This window comes from Aquabacterium sp., from assembly GCF_034003525.1.
GTDB lineage: Bacteria > Pseudomonadota > Gammaproteobacteria > Burkholderiales > Burkholderiaceae_C > Aquabacterium.
Window position 1 is genome coordinate 1 of sequence record NZ_JAVEYN010000042.1, and the last position, 16,393, is coordinate 16,393.

Consider the following 16,393-nt stretch of genomic DNA (forward strand, 5'->3'; position numbering starts at 1 on the left):
GCTTCAACCCGATCTTCAAGGCGCTCGACCACCACCCGCTGCACGAGCTGCCGGGGCTGGACGATTGCGACACGGCCTCGCTGTCGCACTGGATCTTGACCGAGGCGCGCAAGGTGCTGCCCCAGGTGGACCGGGTGGACCTGTACGAGACCCGGGGCAGTGGCGCGATTGCGCTGCTCGGCCACGAAGGGCCGGCGCTGCCGATCTGAACCAGCGTGCGGCAGTTGCCGCCGCGTTGTCGCGGGCTGGGGCGGTGTCAGCGCGGCCGAACGGTGGCGCGCCGCCGAGCCTTGCGGCCCCAGATGCTGCCTTGCACCAGCAAGAGCGATGCGGCCAGTGCCAGCACGCCCTGCACAGGGCGGGCGCTGAGCAGGCTCCACAGGCCCAGCAGTGCCATCAGCACACAGACGCCGGTGGTGATCAGCCGCATGCGTTCCCGCAGCGATCCAGGGTGAGGTCGGGTGCCGTTCATCGTGCCTCCTGAGCCGTCTTGAGCCGTTTTGAACTGTTTTGGGCCGCATACACGTGCCTGAACCCCTTTGTAAGGCCGATGTGCCGGGGGTGCAAGTGGGGATGGATCGGGGGCCGGCCGATCGGCGTGACGATGGGGGACGAGTGGGCGTCAGGAGGCTGGCTTCACCGGGCGGGCGTCACAGCGCCAGGGCACCGGCGTAGCCGGTCATCTCCAGGTAGCCTCCGCCCACCACCACGCCTTGGGCATTGCGCAGTTCGCTCAAGCCTTCCCAGTAGATGCTGCCGGTGCTGCCGCGGCTGTCGAGCTCCTGTGCGTCGAGGCGCGCGCGCACCTGAAAGCGACCAGCGGGCGTGTCCACCGTCCATTCGACCGGGTAACGGGCGCCGCTGGCGGGGCTTTGCCAGGTGAGGCCGGGGGTGAAGCGCACCTCGGGGTGGCTGAAAATGCGTGCGGGCTGGCCGGGGGCGCGCCAGCTGCCGCCGGTCCACAGTGTGCTGCCATCGCGGCGGCGCAGGCGGAAGGCGGTGAGCGCGCTGCCGTCGTGCAGGTTCATGCCGATCCAGTCCCAGCCCACGGCCTCGGGGTGCATCAGCGCCTCGCTCCATTCGTGGTCCAGCCAGGCGCGCCCCTGCACTGCGTGGGTTTGGCCATGCAGGCGCAGGCTGCCATGCACCGCCAGATGCGGGTGCGAGTAATAGTGGCTGGCCTGGCTTTGTTCCGGGCCTTTGCGTGAAAAGCCCGCCTGGCCTTGCAGCAGCACGGGTTGGGTCTGCGTGAAGTGCAGATCGAGCCCGAAGGCGCGTGCCGGGATGCGGCTGCGGTACACACTGTGGCCGATCTCGCCCGTGCGCTGCAGCTGCCAGTCGCGCAGCATGAGGCGGGTGTCGCCCTCGGCGGCCTCGGCCAGGCCCCAGCCAGAGCGTGCGATGCGCTGGTCGTGCAGTAACTCGCCACGCTGCAGGTCGGTGACGGCGGCGTGCGCGAAGATCAACTGGCGTGCGGCAAAGCGGCTGGCGCTGTGCGCGGCCACGTCCACCCGCGAGCGAAAGAAGGTGATCTGGAAGCCGTAGGTTTGCAGCGGCGATGACGCGGCGGAACGGCCTTGGAGCGAGCCGGTGAGGTACCACCACTCGGTGCGCGTGTCTGGGTGGGCGCCGTGGTCGTGCGGAAAGCGCAGGGCGCGGCCGGGCTGGATCAGGTCCCGCCCGGAGGTGGGCGCGTGCGAGGGCGTGGAGCCTGCCTGAGGTGCAAGCGGAGGCGCCGACGCGGAGGGGGCAGTGGGCAGCAAGGGGCTCAGTGATTGAGCCTCGCTCAGGGCGGGTAGGCCGACCAGCAGCGAGCAGCTCGCGGCCTGCTGCAGCCAGCGTCGCCGGTCCGCCAGGTTCTGACGCATCGGCGGCGTCCACGAGATCGGGTCAGATGCCGACATCACCAGTCCTCCTTCACGGCCAGCACGGCATCGCGGCCCACGGCGGTGCGGCCGGCCACCAGGGCGGTCAATGTGCCGGCCACCACCACGCTGGCGCACAGGGCGGCCAGGCGGGGCCAGGGCAGCAGCAGGTCCATGGTCCAGTGGAAGCTCTGCGGGTTGACGACATGCACCAGCACCATGCTCACGGCAATGCCCAGAGCCAGGCCCAGCAAGGCGCCCACGCTGGTGAGCGCAGCGCCCTCGCCCGCCACGATGCCCAGAATCTGCCGCCGTGTGAAGCCCAGGTGGCCCAGCAGGCCGAACTCCTTGCGCCGCGCCAGCACCTGTGCCGAAAAGCTCGCCGCCACGCCAAACAGCCCGATGCCAATCGCCACCGCCTGCAACCAGTAGGTCACGGCAAAGCTGCGGTCGAAGATGCGCAGCGTGGCCTGGCGGATCTCGCGCGGCTCGGCGAACTCCAGCAGTGCGCCGTCCAGCCCTTGCGCGGCGGCCGTGGCGCGGATGGCGGCCTGCAGGTCGGCGGTGCGCGCCTCGGGCTTCAGGTGCAGGGCCAGGTCGTTCAGTCCGGTGTCGCCGGTCAGGCGTTGGTAGTCGGCCTCGCCGATCACGATGGCACCTTGCTGGCGGGCATAGTCGCGCCACACCGCGCGCACCCAGGCGGTGACCGGCGGCTGGCCGGCCTGCAGGGGCAGCTGCAAGGTGGTGCCGGGGCGGGCGTCGTACAGGTCCACCATGGCTTCGCTCACGTAGATGCTGACAAAGCCGGGGCGGGCTGGGATGGCATCGCTGATCAGCGGCAGGCTGCGACCGGGGGCGTCGTCACCCGGGCCGTCGCCCACGGGGCGGGCCAGCAGGGCGACCGCGGGTTGATCAGGGCGCAGGCTCAGGCTGCTCACGCGGATGCCGGTGGCGCGCTGCACGCCGGGCAAGGCGGCGATGGCGTTCAGAAAGCGGTGGTCCAGGTGCATGGCATCGGCACCGCTGGCGGATTTGGCCGTGCGCGCGTACAGGTCGGCGGGCAGGACCACGTCCAGCCATTGGGTGACGGAGCCGCGGAAGCTGGTCACCATCACGGTGAGCGCCACCGACAGGCTCAGGCTGGCGACCACCCCGGCGGTGGCCACGGTGGCCGTGTGGCGCATGCGCCGAGCGCGTTCCACCGACAGCATCAGGGCGGCATGGCGGGCCAACGGGGCGCGTGGCCACAGGCTCAGCAGGGCACCGACCGCCGAGGGCACGCAGGCGATGCCCCCCACCAGCAAGGCCACCACGGCGAGGTAGGCGAACAGCGGCAGGCCACCCACCGCAGGCAACTGGGTCAGCCCCACGCCCACGAGCAGCAGCAGCGGGCCGAACCCCTGCTGTGCGCGGCCTGAAGGCGCATCGCCCAGGCCCTTGAGCGCCTGCGCCGGGGCCAGTTGCTGCGCGGCGCGTGCGGGCAGCAGGCCGCCCACGATGGCGGCGACCACCCCCAGCGCACCGTAGACCAGCGCGGCCCCCAGCGACCATTGCAGCGTGGGCGCGATGCCGGGGAAGTAACCGCCACCCAGGTCACCGGCCAGCAGCTTGAGCGCGGTGGCCGCCAGGGCGGTGCCCACCGCCAGGCCCAGCACCGAGCCAACCAGGCCGATGGCCGCCGACTCCCACAGCACCAGTTGCAGCCGCTCGCGCCCGCTCAGGCCCAGCACGCCCAGCAGCGCGAACTGCTGCTGACGTTTGGCCACCGACAGCGCCAGGATGGAGAACACCAGGAAGGCCCCGGTGAACAGCGCCACCAGGGCCAGCACCGTCAGGTTGACCCGGTAGGCGCGCGACACGTTCGAGACGCGCTGTGTGGCCGCCTCGGGTGAATCGGCGATCACGCCGGGCGGCAGTGCCAAGGTCTTCAGCAGGGCCTCGGGCTGGGCCCCGCCTTGCAGTTGCACGTCCAGACGGCTGAGCTGGCCGTGCAGGGCAAAGGTGTCTTGCGCGCCCGCCAGGTCCATCACGCCGAGAGGGCCGCCACCCACGCTCACCGTGCCGACCACGCGCAGCGTCACCCAGCGCAGGCCGGCCTGCACGGCGACGGTGTCTCCCGCCCGCACACCGAGCTGGCGCTGGGCGGCGGCGTTGAGCGAGATGCTGTCGGTCGCGAACAGGCTGAGGCGGTCGACGCCCGGCACGTCGGTGGCCAGGCGCGGCACCAGCAGCGGGGTCAGCGGGCCGGCCACCAGCGGATCCAGGCCCAGCACGCGCAACGCCACGGGTGACGCCTTCCCGTGGCGGGCCTGCGTCTGTTGTTCGATCACCGGGTTGGCGATGGCCACCTCGGGGCGCTGTGCCACCTTCGGGTACAGCGTTTCATCCAGCGTGCCCCGCGCGGCGCGCAGGCTCAGGTCGGCCTGGCCATTGACCGAGCGCACCGCGGCGCTGAACTCGCTCAGCGCCGACGCATTGATCAGGTGCACGGCAAAGGCCAGGGCCACGCCCAGCAACACCGCCAGCACCGCGGTGCTGTGGCGCAGCCCGTGGTGGCGCAGCTCCTGCCACGAGAAGGTGCGCAGCAGCCGCCCAACGGGGGACGACAGCCGGGGCGTGCCCCCCTCAGACCGCATCGTGCAGGCCCTCGCGGGTCAGGCGCAGCACCCGGTCGGCGCGGCGTGCGGCGGCGGTGGAGTGGGTCACCATCACGCAGGCGGCGCCGTGGGCCCGCGTCTCCGCCACCAGTGCGTCCATGATGGTCTCGGCCGTCTGCGGATCGAGGTTGCCCGTGGGCTCGTCCGCCAGGATCAGCGCGGGCCGGTGAATCAGCGCGCGCGCAATGGCCACACGCTGCAACTGCCCGCCCGAGAGCTGCTGCGGCAGGCGCTCGCCCAGGTCGCCCAGTCCCACGGCGTCCAGCGCAGCGGCCACCCGTTGCGCATCGGGCGTGCCCAGCAGCATCAGGGGCAGCGCCACGTTCTGCGCCACGCTCAGGTGGGGCAGCACATGAAAGGCCTGGAAAACGAAGCCCAGGTGCTGGCGTCGGAACAGCGCTTGCGCAGTCTCGTCCAGCGCGGTGAGGTCGGTGCCTTGCACACGCACCGTGCCGCCCGACACGCTGTCGAGCCCGGCCAGGCAATTCAGGAAGGTGGATTTCCCCACGCCCGACTCGCCCACGATGGCGATGAACTCGCCCGGGGCGACCGTCAGGTCGACGTGGGAGAACACTGGTTCGGTGTCGTAACGCTTGCTCAGTTGATGGACATGCAGCATGAGCCGCAGCATATCGGCAAGCGGCGCACCGACGAAAAAAAACGGACCCCGAAAGGCCCGTTCAACACGACAACAAGAGAAAACGACAGAGACAGTGTGAGTTCAGCGACTCACGGCGCATCAGATCAGTGCAGTTGCAGGGCGCCAGCGGCCTTGCCCTTGCCGGCGCGGGCGGGCGGGTTGCACAGGCCGCACACGAAGTTGCGACCGATTTCATGGGGGTGGGTGACGAAGTGGCCACCGCACTTGCTGCACTTGGTCATCGTCAACATGCCGTTGTCGATGAACTTGACCAGGCGCCAGGCGCGGGTCACGGACAGCAGCGGCTCCAGGCCCTGGGTTTCGGTCTGTTCAAGGTAGAGCTGGTAGGCCTTGATCACGGCGTCGATCTCGTCCATCTCCGAGGCCTTGTTCAGGTACTCGTGGATGTTGAGGAACAGGCTGGCGTGGATGTTGGGCTGCCAGGTCATGAACCAGTCGGTCGAGAAGGGCAGCTGACCCTTGGACGGCGACTTGCCGGCGACTTCCTTGTACAGGCGCAGCAGGCGCTCGTAGGACAGATCGGTCTCGGATTCCAGCACCTGCAGGCGGGCACCCAGGTTGATCAGGGTGATGGCGCGGTCGATTTGCTTGACTTCGGTCAACAGGCTCTTGCTACGCATGGTGGGGCTCCGGGGTGTGGTTCTGTCAGATCAGGATCAGGGGGCGGCTCAGGCAGCTTCCTGGTGCTTGCCGGCCATCAGGATGGCGGCGTGCAGGCGGGAGGTGCTGTCGGCGCCGGGGCCCTTGCCGTGGTTGGTCAGCAGGGTCCAGACCAGATCGTCGTCGACACGCATGCGGCACACCAGGGTGTTGCTCGAAGCGATCTTCAGGACTTGAGCGGGCGACAGGGAGACCAGACGGTCCGCGGCTTCTTCCGAGATACCCAGGCGGAACAGGGCCTGTTCGCGGTCAGAGCGGATCAGGTTCTGAGCCAGCATCAGGTAGGACAGGTTGGTTTCGCGGATTTCGGCGAGGATCTGTTCGTTGTTCATCTCGGTGCTCCTTGTCGCGATGTCGTTCGCGTTGTCGATGGATTTATTGTGCAAACAACGCCCAGTTTTCTTGATAGGAGACTGGCTGTAAGACAGGTCGGCTCTCGGCTACACGGCGTGTAGGAATTTGTCTGACAGAAGGTCAGATAAAGGCCGGAGAAACCATCCAGACAATTGCTTGGGAAAGCCGGTGCATTTGCCAGCACAGCAGCGGTGAGCTACGCACGATCTCGTGCTACGCCCCCCCTGTGAGCCGTCCACGCCACCACGGGATCTCTGACAGAACGATGTCAGACCTGTCGATAGCCACAAGCAATGGGGTGAATACGATCAATCAATTCGCTTTATGCAAATGGATCGCCTAAGATTCACTTCGTTGTCTTCACAACCCTAACCAACAGGAACCAAACAATGTCTCTGATCAACACGCAAGTTCAGCCGTTCAAGACCGAAGCCTTCGTGAACCGTGGCGGCAAGGGTGAATTCATCACCGTCACCGAAGAAAGCCTGAAGGGCAAGTGGTCCGTGCTGATCTTCATGCCGGCTGCCTTCACTTTCAACTGCCCCACCGAAATCGAAGACGCTGCCAACAACTACGCCGAGTTCCAGAAGGCCGGTGCCGAGGTCTACATCGTGACCACCGACACCCACTTCTCGCACAAGGTGTGGCACGAAACCTCCGACGCCGTCGGCAAGGCCAAGTTCCCCCTGATCGGTGACCCCACTCACCAACTGACCAACGCTTTCGGCGTGCACATCCCTGAAGAAGGCCTGGCTCTGCGCGGCACCTTCATCATCAACCCCGAAGGCGTCATCAAGACGATGGAAGTTCACTCGAACGAAATCGCCCGCGACGTGTCGGAAACCCTGCGCAAGCTGAAGGCTGCCCAGTTCACCGCCGCCAACCCTGGCCAAGTCTGCCCCGCCAAGTGGAAGGAAGGCGCTGCTGCCCTGACCCCTTCGCTGGACCTGGTCGGCAAGATCTAAATCAAACCTCGGTTTGATCTGTGTTGAGGCCTGACCTCATCACTTGCTTGAAGATGCACACCCTGCGGGCTCATGAGGCTCGCCGGGGTGCCCCCTGGCCGCCCTTTCATTTGTCAGAAAGGGGGCCGGTTCTCAAAGTCGCTTGATTCACATAAGGAAGAAACACATGTTGGACGATACCCTCAAGGCTCAACTCGGCGCTTACCTGGAGCGCGTGCAACAACCCTTTGAGATCGTCGCATCGCTGAGCGACTCTGAGAACTCCCGTGAAATGTTGGACCTGCTGCAGACCATCCAGGCTCTGCGCGCCGACAAGATCACCCTGAAGACCGACGGGCAAGACGCCCGCAAGCCTTCGTTCACGCTGCAGCGCGTGGGCGCCACCAACAGCCTGCGCTTTGCCGGCCTGCCCCTGGGCCACGAGTTCACCTCGCTGGTGCTGGCCCTGTTGTGGACCGGCGGCCACCCGCCCAAGGAAGAGCAAGACCTGATCGAGCAGATCCAGGGTCTGGACGGTGACTTCAACTTCGAGGTCTACATGTCCCTGAGCTGCCACAACTGCCCGGACGTGGTGCAGGCGCTCTCGCTCATGGCCATCCTCAACCCCAAGATCAAGACCACGGTCATCGAAGGCGGCGCCTTCCAGGCCGAGGTGGAAGAGCGCGAGATCATGGCCGTGCCCATGGTCTTCCTCAACGGCCAGGTCTTCGGCTCCGGCCGCATGGAGCTGGGCGAGATCGTCGCCAAGCTGGACACCAACGCCGCTGCCAAGGACGCCGCCAAGCTGAGCGCCAAGGCCCCGTTTGACGTGCTGGTCGTGGGCGGTGGCCCCGCTGGCGCCGCGGCCGCCGTGTACGCCGCTCGCAAGGGCATCCGCACCGGTGTGGCCGCCGAGCGCTTTGGCGGTCAGGTCAACGACACGATGGGCATCGAAAACTACCCGTCGGTGCTGGAAACCAATGGCCCGGCTTTGGCCGCCGCGCTGGAAGCCCACGCTCAGGCCTACGACGTGGACATCATGAACCTGCAGCGTGCCGAAGCCATCATCCCGGCGTCGGAGCCCGGCGGCCTGATCGAGGTGAAGCTGGCCAATGGCGGCTCGCTCAAGTCCAAGACCGTGATCCTGTCGACCGGTGCCCGCTGGCGCAATGTGAACGTGCCCGGCGAAGCCGAGTACAAGAACAAGGGCGTGGCCTACTGCCCGCACTGCGACGGCCCGCTGTTCAAGGGCAAGCGCACCGCCGTGATCGGTGGGGGCAACTCGGGTGTGGAAGCCGCCATTGACCTGGCCGGCATCGTGGCCCACGTGACGGTGGTGGAGTTCGCCGACCAGTTGAAGGCCGATGCCGTGCTGGTCAAGAAGCTGCAAAGCCTGCCCAACGTGACCATTCACACCAACGCCCAGACCACCGAGATCACGGGTGCCGATGGCAAGGTCAACGGCCTGAAGTTCAAGGACCGTGTCAGCGGTGAAGAAAAGCTGGTCGATTTGGAAGGTGTGTTCGTGCAGATCGGCCTGGTGCCCAACACCGAGTTCCTGCGTGGCACGGTCGAGCTGAGCAAGTTCGGCGAGATCATCGTCGACGCCAAGGGCCACACCAATGTGCCGGGCGTGTTCGCGGCCGGTGACTGCACCACGGTGCCGTACAAGCAGATCGTGATCGCCGCCGGTGCGGGTGCTACCGCCGCCCTGAGCGCTTTCGATCACCTGATCCGCGCCTGATCGGCGTGCTCCTCATGAAACCCGGCCTTGTGCCGGGTTTTTTCATGGGCATCATCGGCGTGCCCGAGACCTTCGTCATCGACAAGCAGGGCGTGATCCGCCACAAGCACGCCGGCCCCATCACGCCGGAATGGGTGCAGCAGACCTTGCTGCCGTTGGTCAAGGAGCTGCAACGTGGCTGACCGTCGGCGCTTGGCCAAGCAGCTGATCCTGATCGGTGGTTGGGGGCTGGCCGCCACGTTCGCTCAGGCTCAACCTGTGATCCAGCCGCAAGACAGCGGCAACGCGGCGCTGGAGCTGCGCGTCAACCAGCTGGCGTCGGAGCTGCGCTGCCTGGTCTGCCAGAACCAGACGATTGCCGACTCGCATGCCGAACTGGCCGTGCAGCTGAAAAACGAGGTGCGCACCCAGCTGGCCCAGGGCCGCAGCGATGACGAGGTGCGCGACTTCATGGTGACGCGCTATGGCGACTTCGTGCTGTACCGCCCGCCGGTGAGCGCCGCGACGGCGCTGCTGTGGGCGGGGCCGGCGGTGCTGCTGTTGATCGGTCTGGGGCTGCTGGTGCAGCACATTCGGGCACGGCAGCGGCTGGATGCGGCCTCGGCATCGGGACTGGACTCGGTGTGGCCCGATGAACCCAACGCCAAGGAGCAGGCATGAGCGGATTCGCGGTGGTGAGTGGGGCCCTGGTGCTGGGCGCCGGTGCGTGTGTGACCTGGCCTCTATGGCGCGCGCGAACGGCTGAGTCACGCCCGGCCAAAGGGCGGGTATGGGCTGCGGGATTGACGACGGCGCTGGCCGCGTTCACCGCGGGCGTCTATGTGTGGGTGGGCACGCCCCAGGCGCTGAATGGCCCCATCCCGGTGGCGCAGTGGGAAGAGCCTGCGGCCAGCGAGGCGCAGGCCTCCGCGGCGCCCGAGGGCGTCGCCCCCGGCGAGGCCGCCGCGCCTACTCAAGCCCAAATCGAAGGCATGGTGAACCGCCTGGCCACGCGACTGCAGACCCAGCCCGATGACGCGGCCGGCTGGCGCATGTTGGCGCGCTCGTATGAAACGCTGGGCCGCTTTGACGAGGCCGTGCAGGCCTACCAGCGCCTGCTGGCACTGCAAGCACCCGATGCCGACCTGTTGACCGACTACGCGGTGACGCTGGGCATGAGCCAGGGGCGCACGCTGGTGGGGGCGCCAGAGGCCGTGATTCAGCAGGCGTTGAGCTTGAACCCGCAGCATGTGCAGGCGCTGGCTTTGTCTGGCAGTGCATCGTTTGAGAAGCGGGACTACAAACGCGCGATTGCCACGTGGGGTCAGCTGTTGAGCCTAGTGCCGCCGAATGATGAGGTGCGTGCGTCGATCGAGGGCAATGTTCGCAAAGCTGAGGCGCTTGCGGCGCAGGAGAGGAGTGGGGCGACGGCTACTCGTTGAGCTAGCGCAAAAGTTAATGCCACGGATGCACATCCCATTCATAAACACTACGCTTGCCAAGAATCCAACCAGCACTCGAGCCTTAGCTGAAGTTTGCGTCGGCAATGCCAATATTTTTCGAGGCAGAGTACGGTTCTAGTGCTCGAACAACAAGCACAAGCTCATGATGATGAGCATCACTGCATTTGCCTCAACGAGAACTCAGACGTATCCGACGAAGGAAATAGCGCGCATAGGATGTTCAAGGCTGACCTTCGCATGGGGTTCGTGTCAGAATTGGCCAGTGATCGCTTCACCAAGCGCTTCGCAGGCTCAAATTGCAGATAGACAAATACTCAACACTATCAGGGAGATGTCGTGCGCGCCGACATGTACGTCGAGACGGTCCTTAAGAAATGTGATCTGTTTAGTGCTTGCTCGTTGTGGTCGAGAGAACCGAAAGTTCGTCCGCGCGCTTGGCTCAACAATTTTGAAGCATCTGAACGTCCTGTGGCTGCGATGTTGCTGGATCATTTTGTCTATTTCGACTCGGAGGCCACCAACTGCATGCTTGCATCGACCCTAAGATGCCTAGCGGCGCAAGTTCGTGAGTACAGGGGTGAGGATGCTCTTCGACAGTTCTCTAGGGATGCTGTGTTCACGCCAGTTCTCGGCGAAAGCCCGAATCCTACCGACTCGGGTGGACTTTTCTGCCGAAAGGTTCGACAGGTACTATGCATTCCCGATACTCGCTTTGTCTCGCTAAATCGTGCGTATGAACTTGCCGAGGCAGGGGTGCCGGTTATATTTGTAGACGACTTCATTGGCTCTGGAGACCAGATGGCATCCACATGGGAGCGCGAAATCTCCCCTGGTCAGAGCTTTAAAGGCTTGGCGTCAAACAGTTATGTCGATGCCACTTATTTGGCGCTAGTTGGCACGGAGTCTGGTTGCAGACGGTTGAAAGACGATTTTCCAGAGTTGCGCCTCTTGGTTGCGCACACCCTAGATAATAGCAACTCCGTTTTCGGCATCCCATCTAACCCGCTTAACCCTGATCTTGATGATATGCAAAATCGGGTTCGTCAACTCATCCAGAAATACCATTCCAAATTGCAGCTTCCGCCATACCTTTCAACGGCGAATGAAAGGATGTACGGATATTCAGGACTAGGCTTGCTGCTTGCTTTCGAGCATTCTGTACCGGATGCAAGCATCCCATTGATTTGGGCTAGTGGCTCAAATGACTGGACTCCCTTAGCGAGGCGCGCGTGAGATCCACATCTATTGCCGACTACTTTTCTGACTACCGAGCGGAGTGGCCTGCTCAAAACTTTGGATCGCTCTTCGTCCAGCCGCCGTATTTTTCCAAACTTGAGATGCTTCGTCCGTGCTTTGTAATCGGCGGACGAGGTACAGGCAAGACAACTGTTTTGAAGTCGCTGCGCTTTGGCTCGGTGGAGATTCAAGACGATGCTTCGACGTTCTCGCACCACCCAGACAAGCCTTATCTTGGCGTCTACCTCCGGATGAACAAAAATCGGGTTCGGGCTTTCACCACCAGTGAGATTAACGAATCGCTTGCAACTCGTGCATTTACTCACTATTTTAACGTTCTGGCAGGTCAAGAACTTTGCAAAATGACCGCGTGGCTCTCATCGAAAGGATTGCCGCCTCTTTCTAGTATTGCATTAAATAAAATCGCTGCCGCCTATGGCGTGCAAAAAGAAATCCACTCAGCGGATGCGCTATACGAGTCGCTAGCTGTGACGATCGTTCAGCTAGAACTTTGGGTGAACAACGGTGGCCGTGGTGAATGCCCCAACCTCTCAATTGCTGAAGCACCACTTAGATATTTTGTCGAGGCACTTGACGCTGCCGGTGCGCTTGCGGGGCGGCAGGTCTTCTGCTGTATTGATGAGTATGAGAACTTGGTGGATTGGCAGCAAGCTGCCATAAATACATATTTAAAGCACTCAGAGCCCCCACTCTCGTACAAGATCGGCATTCGGCGAGGGGGACTTAAAACACGAAACACGAGCGATCAACTTGATCAGATATCCACGCCCGATGACTATGTTGAGATCGATATTAGAAACGAGAGCTTTGGCAAGTTCGCCTTAGATGTCTTGGAGCATAGGCTTGCTAGAGCACGCGAATCCGGCATTAATGTTGGCTCAGCCACTTCATTCCTGCCTGAGCTCACGTTCGAAGAAGAAGCGATCGCACTTGGCTGTGAGCGAATATCAGATCAGATCTTCGATGAGCTCCGCAAAGAGGATACCGCACTGTTTGAATGGGCCAAGACAGTGCCGAAGCATCAACTTTACTTTATTCAGTACTGGAGTGATAGCGGCAATGGCACAGTCATCGAACTAGCTCACGATTGGATGAATCGGCCTAGCCACTGGGAAACGCGCTTCGCCAACTACAGTTATGCGAGTCTTTTCTGGCTCTCCAGAGGGAGAAAAGGCGCTCGTATACGGAAGTACTATGCCGGGGTTGAAACGTTTGTTCAGCTTGCTTCTGGAAACATCCGCTATTTCCTTGAGCTAGTAGATAGTGCGATCGCTGAGCAATTACGAGAATCCTCTCCCTTGCAGGTTGGCCAAGAGTTTGTAATTTCACCCAAAGCACAGACTCTCGCCGCTCGGTTAGTCGCGAAGCGTCGTCTGGATCAACTGGAGGGACTTAGCGAACGAGGAATCGAGTTGAAGCGTCTTGTCCTAGCCATTGGGAAAGTGTTTTTCGAATTAGCACGGGACCCGGCGGGCCGAGCGCCCGAACAGAACTCGTTTGTACTGTCCGGGGGAGGCGAAACCAGGGAGCAAGTTATGCAGTTGCTCGCTGATGGAGTGTCGCATCTCGCATTTGAATCTGATCCGCGCACAAAGCCAACGTCCACGTCTGAACTCCGGGATGAGGAGTACCGGCTGCATCCGATCTTCTGCCCCTTCTTCGAGTACTCATATCGTCGAAAGCGGCGTATCACGATAAAGCCCGAGGACATAATCAGACTGCGAACTGAGCCTAGTCGGGCCATCGCGGACATGACTGGCAGCAAGCGAGAGCAGTTGCCCAAGAAGGAACTGCCGGAACAACTCGCTATGTTTAGCGACTTTTTCGGCGACTGAGATGCTTTCGTTTCGATCACCCGACTGGCACACCAGGCGCCTTGCATCGGTTCGCTGGACTGATATGCCAGCTAACGCCCGTTTCATATTTGCACTCGATGAAGTAGAGGATCGTGCAAATCCTGCGGTTTGGCGAGATGGAATCGCGGCCTCTCCTGAGCGATGCGTAGCCATCCTCTCATCGGACGAAAGTTCGTTGACCTATCGCCTGGGCTCACAAGAGATGAAGGTCGGCTTAACTGACCATGCATCTCTTAGCTTGATTACCGGGACTGCAGACGTGTTCATTGATGTCTCGGGGCTGCCGCATTCTGTTTGGGCACCGTTGCTAAAGACAGCGCTGCTGGAAGCAAACTCTGTACGACTCATGTACTTCGAGCCGAGCAGCTACCGGCATCATGCTAGCCCCTCCTCTGCAAGTCTCTTTGACTTGAGTGCCTCCTTTCTAGGGGTTCAACCACTTCCTGGTTTCGCTAATCTTGTTGGTCCCTCAGATGAGTCCGACGCGTTGTTTGTGCCTTTCCTCGGGTTTGAGGGGTCTCGAGCACGGCAGGTGTCGATGACCCTTGACCCAATACCAAAGGTTATCCCAGTTGTCGGTCTACCAGGATTCAAGCTGCAGTATCCACAGCTTGCGCTGTCATGCAATCAAGAGTTCTTGGAGGAAAATGGAGCGGAGCCAATGCTTCGCTATGCTGCAGCGAATTGTCCCTTCGAGGCGTATACCGTACTTGACGAAATTCGCCGGGACCACCCGCGCGCATATCTATATCTAGCTCCTATAGGCACGAAGCCGCATGCAATTGGCGCGGTTCTTTATGCACTCGACAATCCGAAGGATACTGAGATCATGTTTGATCATCCAGTTAAAAGTCAAGGGCGAAGCTCCGGTGTCGGTATGATCCATATCTACACTGTTAAGGGTTAGTGAATTGCCTAATCTCCGGTTTGATCAATACTTCACCCCCCCCGATGTCGCATGTCGGCTGGCTTCACTCATTCAGCCATTTAACCCGTTAAGTGTTGTCGATAGCAACTGCGGTCACGGCGAATTACTGGCAGCATGTCAGCCTATATCTTCTTGCAAGACCTTCGCAGGTATAGATATTGATAAGCAAGTCATCAGCGCGTTGGCGTCCGCTGAGCCGTCGTGGCGCCTGAACAATGGGGATGCGCTTACTCGTGCAGCGTGGTCTGCATTCGATGAATCGAATTTCTGCGCCGCCATATTGAATCCGCCCTTTAGCCTAAAGAGCAAGCGCCTTAGTTTAACTGAATACTCTACAACAGAGCTGGCGGCGAGCCCCGCTCTGTCCCATGTACTGGCTACAATTGAGTTTGCGCGCCCGAATGTAATAGCAGCAATCCTGCCGGAGTCCTGTGCCTCTTCTGATTTGGACAGGCACGCGCGCATGCAGATAAATCGCGCGTACGATGTTGAAGTAGTGGAGCGACTTGGCGCGAGAACTTTTCCTGGTGCGGTAGCGAATGCATTTATTGCCAGAATGGTGCGCCGCAAATCTTCTGAGATGAAGACGGTGGCCTGTAGTCAAACAGCGGTCACAAGCAATGTAGAGGTGATCCGAGGGGGGCTGCCTGTTCACTTGAGGGTGCCGCAACCATATTCAGGATTGCCATACATCCACAGTACCAATCTGAGAAATTTATCCAAGTCTTCTATTGGTGCTCTTGAGAGGGTGAGCCCAATAAGCAGAGGCGTCTTGAAAGGACATTTTGTTCTATTCCCGAGAGTCGGGGTGCCTTCGTTGGACGTGCTGCAGGCCGTGTCGTTTCATCAGCGCGTTCAACTATCCGACTGTGTAATGGGTATTCGTTGCCGTGACAAGCGGCATGCTCATCAAATCGCGGAATTCCTCAAGTTGAATTACACAGAGTTTTGCGGGCTCTACCGAGGAACGGGAGCCAGATATACGACTGTCACCGCTGTGGTTAGTTGGCTATCAAGACTGCCTTACTAGCAGGCACTGCTAATCCCAGCTACTCTGGGCCAAACCTAAGGAGCCCTGCTTGCGCATTTATAATGATGGGGCAGCATTTATACTAAGCCTGCCTCAAGTTTGGCAATGGGCGAGAAATGCATTTGGTAAAATTCCTGATTTCGTATTAATGGCACTTGTCGCCTGGGTGTCGCAGGCAAATTTCCTGCGAACGTTAAGCTTTTTGCCAGTGGAATCCTGAGTTCAAATTCCCCGCAACAGCTAACACCTCAGTACGGGCAACGGGCGCAGCCTTCTACTGGTCGGGCTGCAGGTAGCCTGACATCTGATTTAGCCTCCCAGTTAATCTCATTTCCGGGTTTCCTAAAATGGACGGTGGCAGGAAAGTAGCGCCACATGAACTGTCGCTTCTACGCGGGCCAGACAAATTCAGCGGGCGTCGCATCTGCAGCTTGGGGAAGCCGCGCAATCTCCGCCTCAACCCCGCTTCATATGTGTTTGCCACCCACCCTCATGCGCAAACATCAGTTCCTCTGTGCCTGACCTCCTCCTATCGTTGAGTCAAGGCAGCGAAAGCCGCGCCGTGTCGGTCACCGCGCGGCTTTGTCGTCTTTCGCTCGCTCTGTTTGTCAGACCCACACAGGAATCTCTCGGCCATGCCTCTCCGTCCCCTGCACGATCGCCTGATCGTCCAACGCAAAGAACCTGAACTCAAGACCGCCGGCGGCATCGTCCTGCCCGACTCGGCCGGCGAAAAGCCCGAACAAGGCGTGGTGCTGGCCACCGGCCCCGGCCGCCGCAACGACCAAGGCCAGTTCGTGCCCCTCATCGTGCAGCCCGGCAACACCGTGTTGTTCGGCAAGTACAGCGGCCAGACCGTGAAGCTCGACTGACCTGCCCCCTCCCAACCGTACCAGTTGAATGGAAGTGAGGTCCGTCAACCTGGAGAATGACGGACATGAGGAAGAGTCGATTCACGGAGCAGCAGATCATCGGGTTCTTGAAGCAGGCCGAGT

Annotated in this window: 17 protein-coding genes; 11 read left to right on the forward strand and 6 right to left on the reverse strand. The window is 61.7% G+C overall.

Annotated features, from left to right (window positions below):
* Positions 1-209 (forward strand): 6-carboxytetrahydropterin synthase (locus tag RBT42_RS15725; RefSeq protein WP_320366825.1); only part of this gene is annotated, 209 nt, incomplete at its 5' end.
* Positions 210-256: 47 nt separating this feature from the next.
* On the opposite strand, the gene RBT42_RS15730 is transcribed toward RBT42_RS15725, so the two are convergent.
* From RBT42_RS15730 to flhD, 6 genes are all read right to left on the reverse strand, one after another.
* Positions 257-430, reverse strand: a complete 174-nt coding sequence (locus RBT42_RS15730) for a hypothetical protein (protein WP_320366827.1) — start codon at positions 428-430, stop codon at positions 257-259.
* Between the two features lie 220 nt (positions 431-650).
* Positions 651-1,904 (reverse strand): carotenoid 1,2-hydratase, encoded by a 1,254-nt coding sequence (locus RBT42_RS15735; RefSeq protein WP_320366829.1) that lies wholly within the window; start codon positions 1,902-1,904, stop codon positions 651-653.
* On the reverse strand, positions 1,904-4,501 hold the full coding sequence (locus tag RBT42_RS15740) for an FtsX-like permease family protein (RefSeq protein ID WP_320366832.1): 2,598 nt from the start codon (positions 4,499-4,501) through the stop codon (positions 1,904-1,906). Before RBT42_RS15740 ends, RBT42_RS15735 begins: the two co-directional genes overlap by 1 nt.
* Positions 4,491-5,141: an ABC transporter ATP-binding protein gene (locus RBT42_RS15745; RefSeq protein ID WP_320366834.1), complete on the reverse strand. Its 651-nt coding sequence runs from the start codon at positions 5,139-5,141 to the stop codon at positions 4,491-4,493. The genes RBT42_RS15740 and RBT42_RS15745 overlap by 11 nt, the downstream gene beginning before the upstream one ends.
* 125 nt (positions 5,142-5,266) lie before the next feature.
* The gene (flhC, locus tag RBT42_RS15750; protein WP_320366836.1) at positions 5,267-5,803 is read right to left on the reverse strand and encodes a flagellar transcriptional regulator FlhC; all 537 of its coding nucleotides are present in this window, start codon (positions 5,801-5,803) and stop codon (positions 5,267-5,269) included.
* Between the two features lie 48 nt (positions 5,804-5,851).
* The gene (gene flhD, locus RBT42_RS15755) at positions 5,852-6,175 is read right to left on the reverse strand and encodes a flagellar transcriptional regulator FlhD (protein ID WP_320366838.1); all 324 of its coding nucleotides are present in this window, start codon (positions 6,173-6,175) and stop codon (positions 5,852-5,854) included.
* A gap of 411 nt (positions 6,176-6,586) precedes the next feature.
* Here flhD and ahpC point away from each other — a divergent pair, with 411 nt between their 5' ends.
* The 10 genes from ahpC to RBT42_RS15805 all read left to right on the forward strand — a co-directional run bounded on the left by ahpC (position 6,587) and on the right by RBT42_RS15805 (position 16,270).
* On the forward strand, positions 6,587-7,162 hold the full coding sequence (gene ahpC / locus RBT42_RS15760) for an alkyl hydroperoxide reductase subunit C (RefSeq protein ID WP_320366840.1): 576 nt from the start codon (positions 6,587-6,589) through the stop codon (positions 7,160-7,162).
* A gap of 166 nt (positions 7,163-7,328) precedes the next feature.
* Positions 7,329-8,885: an alkyl hydroperoxide reductase subunit F gene (gene ahpF / locus RBT42_RS15765; RefSeq protein WP_320366842.1), complete on the forward strand. Its 1,557-nt coding sequence runs from the start codon at positions 7,329-7,331 to the stop codon at positions 8,883-8,885.
* Between the two features lie 14 nt (positions 8,886-8,899).
* A complete protein-coding gene (locus tag RBT42_RS15770) occupies positions 8,900-9,067 on the forward strand; it encodes a hypothetical protein (RefSeq protein WP_320366844.1) in 168 nt (55 codons plus the stop codon).
* The gene (locus RBT42_RS15775; RefSeq protein ID WP_320366846.1) at positions 9,060-9,545 is read left to right on the forward strand and encodes a cytochrome c-type biogenesis protein; all 486 of its coding nucleotides are present in this window, start codon (positions 9,060-9,062) and stop codon (positions 9,543-9,545) included. The genes RBT42_RS15770 and RBT42_RS15775 overlap by 8 nt, the downstream gene beginning before the upstream one ends.
* Positions 9,542-10,306: a tetratricopeptide repeat protein gene (locus tag RBT42_RS15780; RefSeq protein WP_320366848.1), complete on the forward strand. Its 765-nt coding sequence runs from the start codon at positions 9,542-9,544 to the stop codon at positions 10,304-10,306. Before RBT42_RS15775 ends, RBT42_RS15780 begins: the two co-directional genes overlap by 4 nt.
* Positions 10,307-10,663: 357 nt before the next feature.
* On the forward strand, positions 10,664-11,560 hold the full coding sequence (locus RBT42_RS15785) for a hypothetical protein (RefSeq protein WP_320366850.1): 897 nt from the start codon (positions 10,664-10,666) through the stop codon (positions 11,558-11,560).
* Positions 11,557-13,419 carry a hypothetical protein gene (locus tag RBT42_RS15790; protein ID WP_320366852.1) on the forward strand — a complete coding sequence of 621 codons (1,863 nt, stop codon included), beginning with the start codon at positions 11,557-11,559 and terminating at the stop codon, positions 13,417-13,419. Before RBT42_RS15785 ends, RBT42_RS15790 begins: the two co-directional genes overlap by 4 nt.
* 1 nt (position 13,420) lies before the next feature.
* Positions 13,421-14,347 (forward strand): hypothetical protein, encoded by a 927-nt coding sequence (locus RBT42_RS15795; RefSeq protein WP_320366854.1) that lies wholly within the window; start codon positions 13,421-13,423, stop codon positions 14,345-14,347.
* A 1,100-nt stretch (positions 14,348-15,447) separates the two neighbouring features.
* Positions 15,448-15,618, forward strand: a complete 171-nt coding sequence (locus tag RBT42_RS15800) for a hypothetical protein (protein ID WP_320366856.1) — start codon at positions 15,448-15,450, stop codon at positions 15,616-15,618.
* Positions 15,619-16,033: 415 nt separating this feature from the next.
* Complete coding sequence (locus tag RBT42_RS15805; RefSeq protein ID WP_320366858.1) at positions 16,034-16,270, forward strand: co-chaperone GroES; 237 nt, start codon at positions 16,034-16,036, stop codon at positions 16,268-16,270.
* The last annotated feature ends 123 nt before the right edge of the window (positions 16,271-16,393 follow it).

Coding starts and splice junctions, on each gene's coding strand:
- ahpF (WP_320366842.1), top strand. CDS start 7,329: ATGTTGGACGATACCCTCAAGGCTCAACTCGGCGCTTACCTGGAGCGC.
- RBT42_RS15805 (WP_320366858.1), top strand. CDS start 16,034: ATGCCTCTCCGTCCCCTGCACGATCGCCTGATCGTCCAACGCAAAGAA.
- RBT42_RS15740 (WP_320366832.1), bottom strand. CDS start 4,501: ATGCGGTCTGAGGGGGGCACGCCCCGGCTGTCGTCCCCCGTTGGGCGG.
- ahpC (WP_320366840.1), top strand. CDS start 6,587: ATGTCTCTGATCAACACGCAAGTTCAGCCGTTCAAGACCGAAGCCTTC.
- RBT42_RS15795 (WP_320366854.1), top strand. CDS start 13,421: ATGCTTTCGTTTCGATCACCCGACTGGCACACCAGGCGCCTTGCATCG.
- RBT42_RS15735 (WP_320366829.1), bottom strand. CDS start 1,904: ATGTCGGCATCTGACCCGATCTCGTGGACGCCGCCGATGCGTCAGAAC.
- RBT42_RS15730 (WP_320366827.1), bottom strand. CDS start 430: ATGCGGCTGATCACCACCGGCGTCTGTGTGCTGATGGCACTGCTGGGC.
- RBT42_RS15780 (WP_320366848.1), top strand. CDS start 9,542: ATGAGCGGATTCGCGGTGGTGAGTGGGGCCCTGGTGCTGGGCGCCGGT.
- RBT42_RS15770 (WP_320366844.1), top strand. CDS start 8,900: ATGAAACCCGGCCTTGTGCCGGGTTTTTTCATGGGCATCATCGGCGTG.
- RBT42_RS15745 (WP_320366834.1), bottom strand. CDS start 5,141: ATGCTGCATGTCCATCAACTGAGCAAGCGTTACGACACCGAACCAGTG.
- flhC (WP_320366836.1), bottom strand. CDS start 5,803: ATGCGTAGCAAGAGCCTGTTGACCGAAGTCAAGCAAATCGACCGCGCC.
- flhD (WP_320366838.1), bottom strand. CDS start 6,175: ATGAACAACGAACAGATCCTCGCCGAAATCCGCGAAACCAACCTGTCC.